At 75.2% G+C, this 14,413-nt stretch carries 13 protein-coding genes; 10 read left to right on the plus strand and 3 right to left on the minus strand.

Going from position 1 to position 14,413, the window contains the following annotated elements; translation table 11 throughout:
* Window positions 1-94 precede the first annotated feature (94 nt).
* Complete coding sequence (locus ABT345_RS02530; RefSeq protein ID WP_345083729.1) at window positions 95-397, plus strand: hypothetical protein; 303 nt, start codon at window positions 95-97, stop codon at window positions 395-397.
* Window positions 398-664: 267 nt separating this feature from the next.
* Window positions 665-994 (plus strand): antibiotic biosynthesis monooxygenase family protein, encoded by a 330-nt coding sequence (locus ABT345_RS02535; protein WP_345083731.1) that lies wholly within the window; start codon window positions 665-667, stop codon window positions 992-994.
* A gap of 146 nt (window positions 995-1,140) precedes the next feature.
* Here the strand turns inward: ABT345_RS02535 and ABT345_RS02540 are convergent, their stop codons facing one another.
* Window positions 1,141-3,243 carry a DHA2 family efflux MFS transporter permease subunit gene (locus tag ABT345_RS02540; RefSeq protein ID WP_345083733.1) on the minus strand — a complete coding sequence of 701 codons (2,103 nt, stop codon included), beginning with the start codon at window positions 3,241-3,243 and terminating at the stop codon, window positions 1,141-1,143.
* A gap of 792 nt (window positions 3,244-4,035) precedes the next feature.
* On the opposite strand from ABT345_RS02540, the gene ABT345_RS02545 reads away from it, so the two are divergent.
* Both ABT345_RS02545 and ABT345_RS02550 read left to right on the plus strand, forming a co-directional pair.
* Window positions 4,036-4,983 carry a peptidoglycan-binding protein gene (locus tag ABT345_RS02545; protein ID WP_345083735.1) on the plus strand — a complete coding sequence of 316 codons (948 nt, stop codon included), beginning with the start codon at window positions 4,036-4,038 and terminating at the stop codon, window positions 4,981-4,983.
* A gap of 432 nt (window positions 4,984-5,415) precedes the next feature.
* A complete protein-coding gene (locus ABT345_RS02550; RefSeq protein WP_345083737.1) occupies window positions 5,416-6,096 on the plus strand; it encodes an HAD-IA family hydrolase in 681 nt (226 codons plus the stop codon).
* A 64-nt stretch (window positions 6,097-6,160) separates the two neighbouring features.
* Here ABT345_RS02550 and ABT345_RS02555 read toward each other — a convergent pair whose 3' ends face one another.
* Window positions 6,161-6,742: a TMEM165/GDT1 family protein gene (locus tag ABT345_RS02555; protein ID WP_345083739.1), complete on the minus strand. Its 582-nt coding sequence runs from the start codon at window positions 6,740-6,742 to the stop codon at window positions 6,161-6,163.
* Window positions 6,743-7,550: 808 nt separating this feature from the next.
* Between ABT345_RS02555 and ABT345_RS02560 the strand changes: the two genes are divergently transcribed.
* From ABT345_RS02560 to ABT345_RS02570, 3 genes are all read left to right on the plus strand, one after another.
* Entirely contained in the window at window positions 7,551-8,195 is a 645-nt protein-coding gene (locus ABT345_RS02560) for an HNH endonuclease family protein (protein ID WP_345083741.1), read from the plus strand.
* Window positions 8,196-8,590: 395 nt separating this feature from the next.
* On the plus strand, window positions 8,591-9,100 hold the full coding sequence (locus ABT345_RS02565) for a DoxX family protein (RefSeq protein WP_345083743.1): 510 nt from the start codon (window positions 8,591-8,593) through the stop codon (window positions 9,098-9,100).
* Window positions 9,101-9,343: 243 nt separating this feature from the next.
* Window positions 9,344-9,982, plus strand: a complete 639-nt coding sequence (locus ABT345_RS02570) for a DedA family protein (RefSeq protein WP_345083745.1) — start codon at window positions 9,344-9,346, stop codon at window positions 9,980-9,982.
* A gap of 49 nt (window positions 9,983-10,031) precedes the next feature.
* Here the strand turns inward: ABT345_RS02570 and ABT345_RS02575 are convergent, their stop codons facing one another.
* Window positions 10,032-10,955: a universal stress protein gene (locus tag ABT345_RS02575; RefSeq protein WP_345083747.1), complete on the minus strand. Its 924-nt coding sequence runs from the start codon at window positions 10,953-10,955 to the stop codon at window positions 10,032-10,034.
* A 420-nt stretch (window positions 10,956-11,375) separates the two neighbouring features.
* On the opposite strand from ABT345_RS02575, the gene ABT345_RS02580 reads away from it, so the two are divergent.
* The 3 genes from ABT345_RS02580 to ABT345_RS02590 all read left to right on the plus strand — a co-directional run bounded on the left by ABT345_RS02580 (window position 11,376) and on the right by ABT345_RS02590 (window position 14,329).
* Window positions 11,376-12,536, plus strand: a complete 1,161-nt coding sequence (locus tag ABT345_RS02580) for a methyltransferase (RefSeq protein ID WP_345083749.1) — start codon at window positions 11,376-11,378, stop codon at window positions 12,534-12,536.
* Window positions 12,537-12,672: 136 nt separating this feature from the next.
* Window positions 12,673-13,332, plus strand: coding sequence for a nucleoside/nucleotide kinase family protein (locus ABT345_RS02585; RefSeq protein WP_345083751.1), 660 nt, complete (start codon window positions 12,673-12,675; stop codon window positions 13,330-13,332).
* Between the two features lie 154 nt (window positions 13,333-13,486).
* The gene (locus tag ABT345_RS02590) at window positions 13,487-14,329 is read left to right on the plus strand and encodes an alpha/beta fold hydrolase (protein ID WP_345083753.1); all 843 of its coding nucleotides are present in this window, start codon (window positions 13,487-13,489) and stop codon (window positions 14,327-14,329) included.
* Window positions 14,330-14,413 lie beyond the last annotated feature (84 nt).

Below are 14,413 nucleotides of genomic sequence, written 5' to 3' on the forward strand. Positions count from 1 at the left end.
GAGGCCCCTCCCAGGGGGTATCGCACGGCAACGAGCGTCGTTGAGCACCTGGGAGCCCCTCGGCTCCCGACGCCCCTTGTGCAAGGAGTAATCGATGATCCGACGCACCCTACTGGTCGCTGCCGGCCTCGTTGTGGCTCTGGCCGTTCCCCTGAACGCGGCAGCTGCCTCCAAGGGCCCCTTCACCTTCCAGTCCGGAGGCCGGCCGTTCTACGTCCAGGACCCGCCGGACGGGAAGTGCTTCACGATGAGCCAGGCGGCCAAGAGCCCGCACAACGGCACGGGCACGCCGGCGACGACCTTCAGCGGCAAGAAGTGCTCGGGAACGGCGACTCACATCGCCCCGGGGAAGGAGGGGCCCAAGGGCTTGTCCTTCTCCAGCGTCCGCTTCGGCTAGCCCCTGCCGCCGCCCGGGGTGCGGCCTCTCCGCCCGTTTCCGCGACGGACGCCGCACCCTGGCCGCCGAGCCCCCCGCGGACGGCTTCCGCGCGTGAGGTCGCCACCGGCCGGTGAGCCGCCCGCTCGGTGGCGGTCCCCCGCCCGGACGGCGGTCGTCAACTCTTCGGACTCCGGGCGCTCCCCGTTCGGGGCCACGACGCCGGACCGGCGTCCGGTCGGGGGACCTGCCCCCTGGGCATCCGGCGGGATGGGGCACGATGGCGGCATGAGCATCGTGAAGATCAACGCACTCACCGTCCCCGCCGAGCAGCGTGAGGTTCTGGAGCAGCGGTTCTCCTCCCGCGCCGGGACCGTCGACTCGTCCGACGGGTTCGAGTGGTTCGAGCTGCTGCGTCCCGTCGAGGGCACCGACCAGTACCTCGTCTACACCCGCTGGCGCGACGAGGCGTCCTTCCAGGCGTGGATGGAGGGTCCGATGAAGGCCGCCCACCAGGGTGGCGGCGAGGGCGGCGGCGAGCGGCCGAAGCCCGCGGCGTCCGGCTCCACCCTCTGGTCCTTCGAGGTCGTCCAGCAGGCGGGCCCGAAGCAGGGCTGACGCGGCACCGGTCGCAGGACCGGCGGCTGTGACCGATCCGGGGCGCCCGCCCACCGCGGGCGCCCCGGACGCGTCACCGGAGCGGGTCTTCCCCGGGGCGGCCCGTGCGGCGCCCGTCCCGGAACCGCCCGCCCCGCCCCCGCTCCTCACTTCGCCAGATCCGGCGGCCGTGGCGTCGGGCCCGTGCGGGGCAGGGTGCGGCGGGCGTCGCCGTTGTGGGGTTCCTCGGCGTCCGAGCCGCAGAGTTCCGAGGTCAGCTCGTGGACCAGCTCCGTCAGGTCGGTCGGCCGGTCCTTCGTCCACCAGTCGCCCAGCATTTGCGCCAGCGACTCCCGCCGGGCCTCGGCCAGCCGCTCCGCGACGGCCTGCCCGGCATCCGTGAGCCGCAGGTCCAGGCCCTCGCGTACGGCGAGGCCGCGTTCCTCGATCTGCCGGGTGGCCTCGGAGATCACGCCGAGCGGGACGGTGGTGCGGTCGGCGAGGAGAGCCGGTTCCACCGAGCCGTGGTGCAGGATGCGCAGCAGCATCCAGCTGGCCGCCGGCTTCAGATCGAGCCCGGCCCGCTCGGTGATCTTCTCGTAGATCCGTTTCCGGCCCTCCGCGCTGCCGAGACGGGACAGCGCCCGGGCGCACTCCTCGTACGAGGACCGCTCGACGGGGTTGGAGGACAGCACCTCGGTGGTGTCCGGCGCCGTCACGCTGGAGCGCAGCGGCTCCTCCTTCAGGAACCAGGCCAGGACGAACGCGACGAGGACGACGGGCACCGCGTAGAGGAAGACGTCGGTGATCGAGGTGGAGTAGGCGTTCAGCACCCCGGCGCGCAGGGCGGGCGGCAGTTGGCCCGCGACCCGCGGGTCCTGGGCGATGGTGGCCGGGGAGATGCCCGGGGGCAGCGGGCGGCCCGCGACGGCGTCGGCGATGCGGGGGCCGAGCCTGCCCGCGAAGATCGTGCCGAAGATGGAGACGCCGAAGGACGCGCCGATGGAGCGGAAGAAGGTCGCGCCGGAGGTGGCGACGCCCAGGTCCTGGTAGTCGACGGCGTTCTGCACGATGAGCACCAGCACCTGCATCACCAGGCCGAGCCCGAAGCCGAAGACGAAGAAGTACAGGCTCATCACCGCGACGCCGCTGTCCGGGCCGAGCCGGTGCAGCAGGAGCAGGCCGATCGTGGTCACGGCGGTCCCGGCCAGCGGGAAGAACTTGTAGCGGCCGGTGCGGCTGACGATCTGTCCGGACGCGGTCGACGACAGGAGCATGCCGAGCACCATCGGCAGCATGTGCACACCGGACATGGTGGGCGTGACGCCCTGGACGACCTGCAAGAACGTGGGCAGATACGTCATCGAGCCGAACATCGCGAAGCCGATGACGAAGCCGATGACGGAGGTCAGCGCGAAGGTCCGCAGGCGGAACAGGCGCAGCGGCAGCACCGGTTCGGCGGCCCGCCGCTCCACCGCGACGAACGCGGCCAGCAGGACGAGGCCGAGGACGCCGAGCCCGATGATCTGCCAGGAGCTCCAGGGGTAGGTGACGCCGCCGAGCGAGGTCATCAGCACGAAGCAGGCGGCGACCGCAGCGATCAGGAAGGTTCCCTGATAGTCGATGCGGTGGGGGGTGCGGCGGACCGGTATGTGCAGCACGGTGGCGATCACGGCCAAGGCGATCGCGCCGATCGGGACGTTGATGTAGAAGACCCAGCGCCAGCTGAGGTGGTCCACGAACACCCCGCCGAGCAGCGGCCCGAGCACACTGGTGGCGCCGAACACCGCCCCGAAGAGCCCCTGGTACTTCCCGCGCTCCCGGGGCGGTACGAGGTCTCCGACGATCGCCATGGACAGCACGATCAGCCCGCCGCCGCCCAGTCCCTGGAGCGCCCGGAAGCCGATCAGCTCCCCCATGTTCCGGGCGAGACCGCAGAGCACCGAACCGATCAGGAAGATCACGATGGCGGTCTGGAAGAGCTTCTTGCGGCCGTACTGGTCACCGAGCTTGCCCCACAGCGGGGTCGCCGCCGTCGACGCCAGGAGGTAGGCGGTGACCACCCAGGAGAGGTGGTCGAGCCCGCCGAGGTCGCTGACGATCGTGGGCAGCGCGGTGGCGACGATGGTCTGGTCGAGTGCGGCGATCAGCATGCCGAGCAGCAGCGCGCCGATCGCGACGAGAACCGTCCGCCGGTCCCCGGCCCCGACGGGCCCCGCCGGTCCCTCGGTGGGCCCCGCAGGTGCCCCTGCCCCGGTGTCCTGCGCCATGAGCGTCTTCCCCTCTTCCGGACTTCCCGGCCACGCGTTCCCGGCCTGCCTCCGGATCTCTGACCTCCGGGCTTTACGGGGCCCGGGCCCCGTACGGTCTCCGGCCCGCCCGGTCTCCGGTCCGCCCGGCGTCCGGGTGGCCGGGTGGCCGGAGCGCCCGGAGGCGGGTTGCCGGTGGTCGGGCGCCCCGGGACGGGCCTGGCCCGGCTCGGTACCCGGAGCCCGGGGTCCGGGGCGCCGGCCTTCCCGGTACGCGCCTCCTCCCGGCCTCCTCGTCCTCGAAGCCTCCTCGTCGAAGCCTCCTCGTCCTCGCGTCGTCCCTCACGTCGTCGCGGCGCCGGATGCGCACCGGCCGCGGTGAGCGGCCGTGGCACGCGGTCCCGGTCGCCGGGGTGGCCGTCCACGGCGGACGGCCGTCCCTCCATCCTGGTCGCTATGTCCGAATATGGCCCGCCGAGCGGGGGAACGCCGCCGGTGCGGTGCCCCGGCGGGAGAGGGCCCGCGCCACGGCGTCCGGGCGGTGCGCCCCCGCGCATCCCGTCCGGGCACCGCGCGCCGGACCCGCCCCGTGCGGCCACCCGGCCGCCGCCCGCCGTACGCCCCCTGGATGTGCCGGAGTACCTGCGCGCGCCGGGGCGGGGGCGCATAATCGCAGCGGCCGAACGCCCGCGGCGCCCCCGCGGGCCGGGGCACGTCCGCGCGGCTCCGCCGTACGCCCGGAGGCGGGGACAGCGGGCCGCTCCGGGGCCACCGCGCACGTCGGGAGTTCCGGGCACCGCGGGAGGTACCGCTGTGACGTCTGCGAGGTGCCCGTACTGCCTGGCGCCGGAGAGCGGCGGCGGACGGCCGGCGTGCCTGTGCGCCGTGTCCGCCCCGGACGACTTCGAACCGCTGCGCTTACGGCCGTACGTGACGCTGCCCGACCCCGGGGACGCCCCGCCCGCCCCGGCGTTCCCGCCAGGCGCCCCCGGGTGGCAGCCCCCGGTGGCGCCCGCCGCCGGGACCGCGCCGCCCGGGACCGCGCCGCCCGGGGACGCCCCGCCGCCGCTCGCGCCCCTGCCGGATCTGCGCGGGCTGCGGGGCGTCCGCCCGGTGGCGCGGGCCGGGACGGCGCACCGGGCACGGCCGGGGCTCGCGGGGCCGACCTCGCGGACGGTGCGGTGTCCGGAGCCCGGCGCCGAGGCTCCCGCGCCCCCGGGCGCGCGCCCGGGGAAACGCGGCGTCCCGGCCGTCCTCGCCATGGCCGGTACCGCGGTGGCCGTGACCGCCGGACTGATCGGCGGCGAACCGTTCGCCGACCGGCGCGACCAGGCCGCACCGCCCTTCGACGACACGGCGGTCCCGGCCGCCGAGGACACCGCCCCCGACGACGACCGCGTCCCGGCGGACGCGCTGCCGCCGTCGCGCTCCACCGCCCGCGCCTCCTCCCCGGGACCGGCCGCGGACGCGGCAGCCTCCGCCCCCGGCTCCTGGCACCCGCGCCCGCCGGCCCACGCCACCGCCACCCCGCCCGCCCCGGTCCCCCTCGGCGAGGGCGCCACCGGCCGCCGGGTGACCGAACTCCAGCTGCGGCTGCGCGAGTTGGGGATCTTCACCGCACCCGTAGACAGCCGTTACGGCGCGGGCCTGCGGGACGCGGTGGCCCGCTACCAGTCGCGATACGGCGTCCCGGACGACCCCCGCGGCGTCTACGGCCCCGCCACCCGCGCCTCCCTGGAGTCCCATACGTACGGGCCGTAGAGCGGCCGCCTGCGCGAGGGCGATGGAGGTGCCGCCCCAGGCGCCCGGGCGGACCGGTCCGGCGCCGTGACGTGAGGCACACCCGACCCCGGGAACGCAGGGGCGCGCGGGCGGCCGGTGGGAGACCCCGGCGTACGTGCTGAGCAGGCATGACGGGCGGGAGGACGGCATCGTCCGCGCCCCCGGGCCGGGACGCCGGGCGGGGCGGTTCCGGGTGTGCACGCGGCGTTCACGTCCGGGCCGGCGAGCGTTCCGCGGGGGCCGGTTGTCCGCACCCCGGCGCGCTTTGTATCGTGTAGGAACAAAGTGGTTCCGCCCGCACTCCCTGACCGGCGGGCGGAGCCGCTTGACCTCTCCCCCGCGGCACCGGGCGCGCAGCGACCCCGCCTGACGGCGTCCTCCGCACTCCTCGTAGCGCCCAGGAGCCCGCCGATGACGGCCATCACCACGCTCACCGCCCGCGCCGTCCTGCTGGACATGGACAGCACCCTCGTCAACTCCGAGGCCGTCGTCGAGCGCTGCTGGCTCCGCTGGGCCGAGGAGCAGGGGCTGGCCGGCGCGGACGTGCTGCGGGTGGTGCACGGCCGTCAGGGCTGGGCCACCATGGCCGCCCTCCTCCCGGACCGCCCGATGGCGCAGAACCTCGCCGACAACCGGCGGATGCTGGCGCAGGAGACCGCCGACACCGACGGCGTGGTGCCGGTCCCCGGCGCGCCCGCCTTCATGGCCGCGCTCGCCGGGCTGCCGCACGCCCTGGTGACCTCCGCGGACCGCGCCCTCGCCGATGTCCGGATGGCCGCCGCCGGGCTGCCGATGCCCGCCGTGCGGATCACCGCGGAGAGCGTGGGCGCCAGCAAGCCCGATCCGGAGGGGTTCCTGAAGGGCGCCGCGGAGCTGGGGTTCGCGCCCGGGGAGTGCGTGGTCTTCGAGGACTCCGAGGCGGGCATCGAGGCCGGTCGCGCGGCCGGGATGCGGGTCGTCGGCGTGGGCGGGCGGGCCGCGGCCTTCGCGCCCACGGTGCACGTCCGCGACCTGACCGGCATCCGCATCGAGGCACTGCCGGACGGCGGCTTCGCGCTGCACCTGCCCGGGCAGGACACGGCCGGGGCGTGAGCGCGCCGAGCCGCCACGGGTACGCACCGGGTGGCGCCGTTTCCGGTCGCCACCCGGTGGCGGCTCAGCCGGTGATCGCCTCGTAGAGGCTGAAGCCGGCCAGCAGCAGCATCACGACCGCCGCCACCTTGGTGATCAGCTTCAGCGGGATGTGCTTCATCAGCGTGCGGCCGCCCAGGATGCCCAGGCCCGCGACGGCCCACAGGCCCAGGACGGCGCCGACGCCGACGGAGACCGGGTCGTCGTAGCGCGCCGCGAGGTTGGCGGTCATGATCTGCGTGAGGTCGCCGAACTCCGCGACCAGGATCATCATGAAGCCCGCCCCGGAGACCTTCCAGAAGCTCTGGTCGGCGGGCTTCTTCACCTCTTCCTCGTCGTCGTCCTTCTTGAAGAGCAGCACGGCGGCGCCGGCCAGGAAGAGCACGCCGACCACGCCCTGGACGAGGCGGTGCGGCAGCAGCGTCAGCACGCTGCCCGCCGCGATGGCCAGCGCCACATGGACGAGGAACGCGGCGGCGACGCCGGCGAAGACGTACGAGGCGCGGTAGCGGGTGCCGAGCATGAGACCGGCCAGGGCGGTCTTGTCGGGCAGCTCCGCGAGGAAGATGACGCCGAAGACGACGGCGGCGACGGTAAGGCTGAACACGGGGTGGGATACCTCGTTCGGTCGGGCCGCACCGAGGGGCCCGTATCCGGGGTCGCTTCGGCACGGCAGCGTCAGGACACTGCGGCCGAAGGTCTCGCTGGCCCGCGTGCGCCGGTGATCCTGCGCTCACGAGCCTCCGGGCGCCGGCCCGCCGCGAGGGCGGGCAGTATGTCGACGGTCCGGCGAAGAGCTACTCCCCTTCTGCTCCGGCCAAGAGTACGGGGTCGCCCCGTCCGCGCGCGAACGGCGCCGGGACCGCCTCGCCCCGAGGCCCGTGCCGCTCCCGGCGCGAACCGCCCTGCCGCGCCCGCCCGCACGCGCCGCAGGCCTCCGGGCGACGGCCGGAAAGCACACCGGGCGGCGTGACCAACCCCACTCCCCGGTGCCGGACCGCCCCCACCGGGTCGCGGCGAACAGCCGCACGAGGAATCCCGGCAGTCACGGCAGCGCCTTCGCGTCCCGGCCGACGCGGCGCGCGGGGCCGCGGCGGCGCCCGGTCCGGACACGGCGGCGTCCCAGGCGGAACAGCGGGCCCGCAGGTCACCCCGGGCGCGGCGGCGACCGGCGCCTTCTCAGGGGCGGCCCGGGACCGTCGTTGACCAGCGGCAGTGCGCGCGCCCGGCAGGGGGCGCGTGCGCGGGAGCGTTCCAACCTCCGTGCTCCGACACGAACATGGCGCCACGTCAAGCCCTTGAACTGACGTGAACATGTCGTCACTCTGTTACCCGGCGCCCATCCGCCGGCCACCCCAGGCCGCCAGCATGGGCCCGCCCCGCTTCCAACTTCCCCCCACGTCAAGGGAGTTACGATGCCCAAGGTCTACGCGCGTCGCCTCACGGTCGCCGCGGGCTCGGTGCTCGCGCTCGTCGGCACGGTGGCGCTGACCGGCACCACCGCCGAGGCGGCGCCGCCGAGCCCGCCGAGCGCGGCCACCGCCCGCACCTACCTCTCCGAGATCAAGGAGCAGCCCGAGGGTTCGTCCGACGGCTACAGCCGCGACAAGTTCCCGCACTGGATCACCCAGGAGGGCGCCTGCAACACCCGTGAGGTGGTGCTCAAGCGCGACGGCACCGACGTCAAGACGGACGACAAGTGCGCCGCGGTGAGCGGCACCTGGGTCTCCGCCTACGACGACGTCAAGACGACGGACGCGTCCGACTTCGACATCGACCACGTCGTGCCGCTCTCCGAGGCGTGGAAGTCGGGCGCCTCGACGTGGACGACCGCGCACCGCCAGGACTTCGCCAACGACCTGACCCACTCCCAGCTCATCGCCGTCAGCGCCTCCTCCAACCGCACCAAGGGCGACAAGGACCCGGCGAAGTGGCTGCCGCCGAAGACCTCGTACCGGTGCGAGTACGCGCGGATGTGGGTCTGGGTGAAGCACACGTACGAGCTGACGGCGAACTCGGAGGAGAAGGCCAAGCTGAAGGAGATCCTCGACGGCTGCTGACGCCGCCGGGCGCCCGCCGGTCCGGCGCGCCGCCGCCCCGGCCGACGCCGCCGACACCCCCTCGATCGCCGCCCGCCGCCCGGAGTCCGCTCCGGGTGGCGGGCTCCGTCGTGTCCGGAATCCGGGGGGCCGAGGGAGGGGCCGCGGGCCGGGGCCGAACTCCGGGACATACAGGGGCAGTCGGGGACACGGGGGCACCCGAGGGCGGGCGGTGCGCGGATTTACCGGCGTCCGGACCGTTGACGCGTCCGGCCGCGCGCGGATGATTGGTTCAGACCAATCGGTTCGGTGCGGCCGACCCTTGGTTAGAGATTGAAGTTGCAAGCACTATTAGGCATCCCTAACCTATCCCTCCATCGGTTGTACGTCCCCTCCGGAACCGTAGGAGTCCCCACATGTCTGCTCCGCTCAATCCGCCCACCATCCGCCATACCGGCACCAACGCCACATCGGCGCCGCTGACCGCGCGCTACGCGCCGCACGTCCTCGCCCTCTTCCGGATCGTCGTCGGACTGCTCTTCGCCTGCCACGGCGCGGCCTCACTCTTCGGGGTGCTCGGCGGCGCGATGGGGCAGGGCGCGACCGTCCCGGCGGGCTCCTGGCCCGGCTGGTACGCCGCCGTCATCCAGTTCGTCGGCGGTCTCCTGGTCCTGCTGGGCCTCGGCACCCGCGCCGCCGCCTTCGTCAGCTCCGGCTCGATGGCGTACGCGTACTTCTCCGTCCACCAGGGCAGCGCGCTGTGGCCGATACAGAACGGCGGCGAACCGTCCGCGATGTTCTGCTGGGCGTTCCTGCTGATCCTCTTCCTCGGCCCCGGCGCCTGGTCCCTCGACCGTCTCCTCTTCGGCAACCGCGACCACGCACCCGAGGCGGACCCGGCGGGCGCCCCGAGGGCGACGGTCTGACCGCCGACCCCAGCGGGCCGCCCGCTCACGGCCCGCTCCCCCGTACGGCGCTTCCCGGATCCCCGGGGGGCGCCGTGCGCCGTCCGGGCACACGGGCCGAATCCCCCGGGCGAACGTGAAACGAACAACATCTGTCCCCCTGGGACAAAAGCCGCCGCATCCCAGGCGTACGCTGTATAGCCGTAGTGCCGCCCCTGCCGCCCCATGCGACGTCGCGGCGGGGTTCGGACCGGGAGTGGCACGTTGTTGGAAAGCCTGGGGCCCGTCAGTGGCACCCCCTGGGTGTACGCCCTGGTGAGCCTCTCGATCACGCTCGACGTCTTCGTGCCGTTCCTGCCCAGCGGCGTCCTGGTGATCGCCGCGGCCACCGCGGCGGCGGGCACCCGTACCGCCGCGGGCGCGGTCGGCGCCACCGTGGACGGCGGCGCCCCACTGCCGGAGCTGTGCGCGCTGGTGCTGTGCGCCGCGACCGCCTCCGTCTTCGGCGACATGGTCGCCTACCGGCTCGCCCGGCGCGGCGGCGACCGCTTCGACCGCGCGATCGGCCGCTCCCGCCGCCTGGCCGCCGCCCAGCAGCGCCTGGGCACCGCCCTCACCCGGGGCGGCGGCGCCATCGTCGTCCTGGCCCGCTTCGCGCCCGCCGGCCGCTCGGTGGTCAGCCTGGGCGCCGGGGTGGCCCACCGCACGGTCCGCGAGTTCCTGCCCTGGTCCGCGCTGGCGGGCCTGGCGTGGGCCGGGTACAGCGTCAGCCTCGGCTACTTCGGCGGGCAGTGGCTGGGCGCCTCCTGGATGAGCACCGTGCTCTCCGTCTGCGCCCTGGTCCTCGCCGGTTCGGCGGCGGTGTTCCTGATGCGCCGCCCGGAACGCCGCGCCTCGGCCTGACCGCCGGCCCCGAGAGGGGGTGCGCCGCGGCGCACCCCCTCGGCACCCGTTACGCGCCGGCCTCCGGCTCCCCCGTGCCGGCCGTGGTCTGACCGGGGACGACGGCGATCGGGCAGAGGGCGTGCAGCAGCACCGCGTGCGCCACCGAGCCGAGCCGCCGGCCGAGCGGCAACCGGCGGCGGTGCCGGGCGACGACCACCAGATCGCTCTCCAGCGAGGCGTCCACCAGCATCCCCGCCGCATCGGCGCCGCGCAGCTCCACCTCCACCTCGACCTCCGGGTGGTGCCGGCGGTAGGGGTCGAGCACCTTCGTCAGCTGATCGGCGAGCGCGTCCTCGTACTCCTGCTGGGTGGCCTCGTAGGCGGCGAGGTACTCGAAGGCGGGCGGCATCAGGAGCGGCCAGGTGTAGCCGGAGACGACCCGCAGGCGGGCGCCGCGGCGGCCCGCCTCGGCGAAGGCGAAGCCGATGGCGCCGGGCTCGTCCTCCTCCGCGTCCACGCCGAGGGTGATCTGCGGCCCGCCGAGCCCGAGCCGTTCGCCGTCCGCGCGACGTCCGCCGCCGCGGTCCGGGCGAGGCACGATGACGACCGGGCAGGCCGCCTGACCTGCGGCGGCCAGGCCGTTCGAGCCGAGCAGCAGGCTGGCGAAGCCGCCGCGCCCGCGCGAGCCGAGGACCAGCATCCGGGCCTCGGCGCCCAGGGCGGGCAGCACCCCGTCGGGCAGTCCGCCGATGCTGCGGAACACCGGATCGGGCTCTCCCTCCGCCCCCTCCCACTCGTCGCGCAGCCGCGCCAGGACGGGGTCGCCGCCCGCCTCCCCGGCGGCGGCCCGTTCGGCCGTGGCGTACGGCCATACGTGGACCACGTGCAGCGGCGCCGCCTGCAACCGCGCCGCCTCCCTGCCCCAGCGCAGCGCCCGCTCGCTGTCGGCGGATCCGTCCACCGCGACGATGACCGGAAGGTTGCCCTCCATGCGACTCTCCTTGGATCTGTGGGGTTCTCTCACGGGCGGGAGCCCGTCGAACGCCGGGCGGGAGAGCGGTGTCCGATGCCGCGCGCGGCGCGTTCCGCGGAAGCCCGCTCCCCGGCACGCGCATACGGAAAAGCCCGCCCTGCGATGGTTGAACACCTCCCACACCCTTCGCCCCTTTACCGCTGCTCTCATCCTGCCCCGCCGGCTGCCGCACGGCACGGGCCGAAGGTCCCGTCCCGTGCCGTTCCGGGGCCCGGACCTCGGACGACGGCCCGCGCGCACCGGTGCGGCCGTCCGCCACCGGGTAGAGTCGGCCGTCACCGACCCGCCGCTCCGCCCCCGTGCCCGCGCACGCCGAGGGCGGCGCCCGCCCCACGGCGGCCGGCCGGGTTCCGCACCATCCACACGAGGCACATTCAGGTGAACGCACCGCCGGTCGTCGCATGGACCGAGGCCGACGAGGCCCGTACCGCCGCATGGCGCTCCGAGAGCGGTGCGCCGCCCCCCAAGCGCGTCGCGGTCGTGGACGACCGGCTGAAGGCCGACGCCGCCTACAAGCTCGTCTGCGAGGGCACCGCCCTCCTGTGGCGCGGCGATTTCCACAACGCCCGGCAGATGCTGACCGCGCTGGCCCGCCGCATCGACCGCCGCCCGCGCAAGGCGCCGCCCACCGACCCCACGCTCGCCTTCCACCGCCACCGCGCGGCGCAGAACCAGCGCGCCCGCATCCTGGGCATGCTGCTCGTCCCCCTCGACGCGGAGCTGGCGGTGCCGTTGCCGCGCGCCCCCGACGTCCGCGCGGCGTGCGCGGCGGCATACGGGCCGCCCGCGGAGTCCGCGACCCCCGACGACACCGCCTCGGTGGTCTCGCTGCGCGAACTCCTCGGCCTCGTCGGGGCGTACGAGTGGCGCCGCAAGGGCGTCGAGATCCCGGCGCTGGGCGGCGACCGCATCCACCCGCACTACGGCGTCTTCTCCCCCGCCCGGGGCGAGTACGTCGACCTGGTGGCCGAGGCGCCGCTGCCCTCCGCGGAGCTGGCCTTCGACATCGGCACCGGTACGGGCGTCCTCGCCACGGTGCTGGCCCGCCGCGGCGTGCGCCGCATCGTCGCCACCGACCAGGACCCGCGCGCGCTCGCCTGCGCCCGGGAGAACACCGCGCGGCTGGGCGTCGCCGACCGCGTCGAGATCGTCGAGGCCGACCTCTTCCCCGAGGGGCGCGCCCCGCTGGTGGTCTGCAACCCGCCCTGGGTCCCCGCGAAGCCGTCCGCCCCCGTCGAGTACGCCGTGTACGACCCGGGGAGCCGGATGCTGCGCGGCTTCCTGAACGGCCTGGCGGACCATCTGACGCCGGGCGGCGAGGGCTGGCTGATCCTCTCCGACCTGGCGGAACACCTCGGCCTGCGCCCGCGCGCGGAGTTGCTGTCCGCCTTCGACGCGGCCGGCCTGACGGTCGTCGGCCGCCATGACATCGCCCCGCGCCATCCGCGCGCCCGCGACGCCGACGACCCGCTGCACGCGGCGCGGTCGGCGGAGGTCACGTCCCTGTGGCGGCTGGCGGCGCGCGCCGGGAAGAGCTGACCGCGCCCTGGCGGGGAGCCGGGGCGCCCTCGCGGGGAGCGCGGGGCGCCCTCGCAGGGAGCCTTGGCGTCCTCGCCGAGCCGGGCCCCCCTCGCGGGGAGCCATGGCGTCCCCCTCGGGCACCATGGGACCCACCATGGATCCTCAGCATCTCCTGACCCGCGCCCGCACGCTCGCCGCCGCCGCGACACCCGGGCGCCGACGGCTGCTCGGCATCGCGGGACCGCCCGGCGCCGGCAAGTCGACGCTCGCCGCCCATCTGGTGGCCCGGCTGGGCGGGCAGGCGGCGCTGGTCCCGATGGACGGGTTCCACCTCGCCACCGCCGAACTGCGCCGCCTGGACCGCCTGGGCCGCAAGGGCGCCCCGGACACCTTCGACGCGGACGGCTACACCGCCCTGCTGGAGCGGCTGCGCCACCCCGTCGCCGGATCGGTCGTCTACGCCCCGGAGTTCGACCGCCGCATCGAGGACCCGGTGGCCGGCGCGCTCCCCGTACCGCCCGAGGTCCCGCTCGTCATCACCGAGGGCAACTACCTCCTGCTGGACGCGCCCGAGTGGCGGCGCGCCCGCGCGCTGCTGGACGAGGTCTGGTACGTGGATCTGCCCGGTGCGGAGCGGGTACGGCGGCTGATCGCGCGTCATGAGCGGTTCGGCACCGCGCGCGAGGCGGCAGAACGCTTCGTCCACACCTCGGACGAGGCCAACGCCCGCCTGGTGGCGGCGGGCCGCGAACGCGCCGATCTCGTCGTGACGTTCGGCCCCGGCACCGCGCCGCGGCCGGCCGGCGACGCCTGAACGGACACGGCACGGCCACCGGTCGGAGCGGCCCGGGGAACTCCCCGGCACTCGGCGCCCGATCCGCACGTTGCCCCAAGGGACCGGCGCATCCCGCGCACCCCACCCATCCCACCCACCTCGTACGACACCGCTCACGAAGGACGGACGGAGCATGACCCAGGGCATCAGCGCATGGAGCGACGTCGAGAACGGCACGGTGCCGATCACCGACGGCGAGCTGTTCTACGAGGCCGCCGGCACCGGCCCCGCCGTGGTGCTGCTGCACGGCGCGCTGCTCGACCAGCGCATGTGGGACGAGCAGTTCGTCTGGCTCGTCAACTCCGGCCTGCGCGTCATCCGGTACGACCTGCGGGGCCACGGCCTCTCCGCCACGGCGACCGGCGACTTCGCCCACCACGACGATCTGCGGGCGCTGCTCGACGCGCTCGCGGTGGAGCGCGCCGCCCTGGTCGGCCTCTCCCACGGCTCCCGGGTCGCCCTCGACGCGGCGCTGGTCCATCCCGACCGCGTCACGGCGCTGGCGCTCGCCTCACCGGGCATCAGCGGACGCCCCTTCACCGACCCGTTCCTCCTCGGCCACCTGCGGGAACAGGCCGCCGCGAGCGGCGAGGAGGACGGCGTCGAGCGGTACGTCGAGCACTTTCTGCGCGCCTGGGTGGACGGCCCGCACCGGGCGCCCGAGGCGGTCCACCCCGGGCTGCGCGAGCGGCTGCGGGCCGCCGCCGAGGCCAATGTCGAGGTGCACGCGGAGGGCACCGGAATGCCCCTGGAGGCCGGCGCCGCCGCGCGCCTGGGCGAGCTGCGCGTCCCCACCCTCGTCCTCGACGGCGACCTCGACAGCCGCGACATCTCCGCCAACGCGCACGCCATCACCCTCGCGGTGCCGGGCGCGCGCCGGGTCCGGATCCCCGGCGCCGGACACATGGTCAACCTGGAGAACGCGGCCCACTTCGACCACGCCCTCCACGGCTTCCTCGCGTCCTTGAGCCACTGAGCGGGCGCCGCACGGTGGGGCTGCTCCCCAGCGGGCGACCGGGCGGGGCTGCTCCCGAGCGGGCGCTGCCCGGCGGGGCCCAGG

The organism is Streptomyces sp. NPDC000404, from assembly GCF_040300365.1.
Lineage (GTDB): Bacteria > Actinomycetota > Actinomycetes > Streptomycetales > Streptomycetaceae > Streptomyces > Streptomyces ramulosus.

What these genes read in the sequence shown, in the direction of transcription:
- ABT345_RS02530 (WP_345083729.1), top strand. Translation starts at nt 95, where the DNA reads ATGATCCGACGCACCCTACTGGTCGCTGCCGGCCTCGTTGTGGCTCTG.
- ABT345_RS02535 (WP_345083731.1), top strand. Translation starts at nt 665, where the DNA reads ATGAGCATCGTGAAGATCAACGCACTCACCGTCCCCGCCGAGCAGCGT.
- ABT345_RS02540 (WP_345083733.1), bottom strand. Translation starts at nt 3,243, where the DNA reads ATGGCGCAGGACACCGGGGCAGGGGCACCTGCGGGGCCCACCGAGGGA.
- ABT345_RS02550 (WP_345083737.1), top strand. Translation starts at nt 5,416, where the DNA reads ATGACGGCCATCACCACGCTCACCGCCCGCGCCGTCCTGCTGGACATG.
- ABT345_RS02560 (WP_345083741.1), top strand. Translation starts at nt 7,551, where the DNA reads ATGCCCAAGGTCTACGCGCGTCGCCTCACGGTCGCCGCGGGCTCGGTG.
- ABT345_RS02565 (WP_345083743.1), top strand. Translation starts at nt 8,591, where the DNA reads ATGTCTGCTCCGCTCAATCCGCCCACCATCCGCCATACCGGCACCAAC.
- ABT345_RS02575 (WP_345083747.1), bottom strand. Translation starts at nt 10,955, where the DNA reads ATGGAGGGCAACCTTCCGGTCATCGTCGCGGTGGACGGATCCGCCGAC.
- ABT345_RS02585 (WP_345083751.1), top strand. Translation starts at nt 12,673, where the DNA reads ATGGATCCTCAGCATCTCCTGACCCGCGCCCGCACGCTCGCCGCCGCC.
- ABT345_RS02590 (WP_345083753.1), top strand. Translation starts at nt 13,487, where the DNA reads ATGACCCAGGGCATCAGCGCATGGAGCGACGTCGAGAACGGCACGGTG.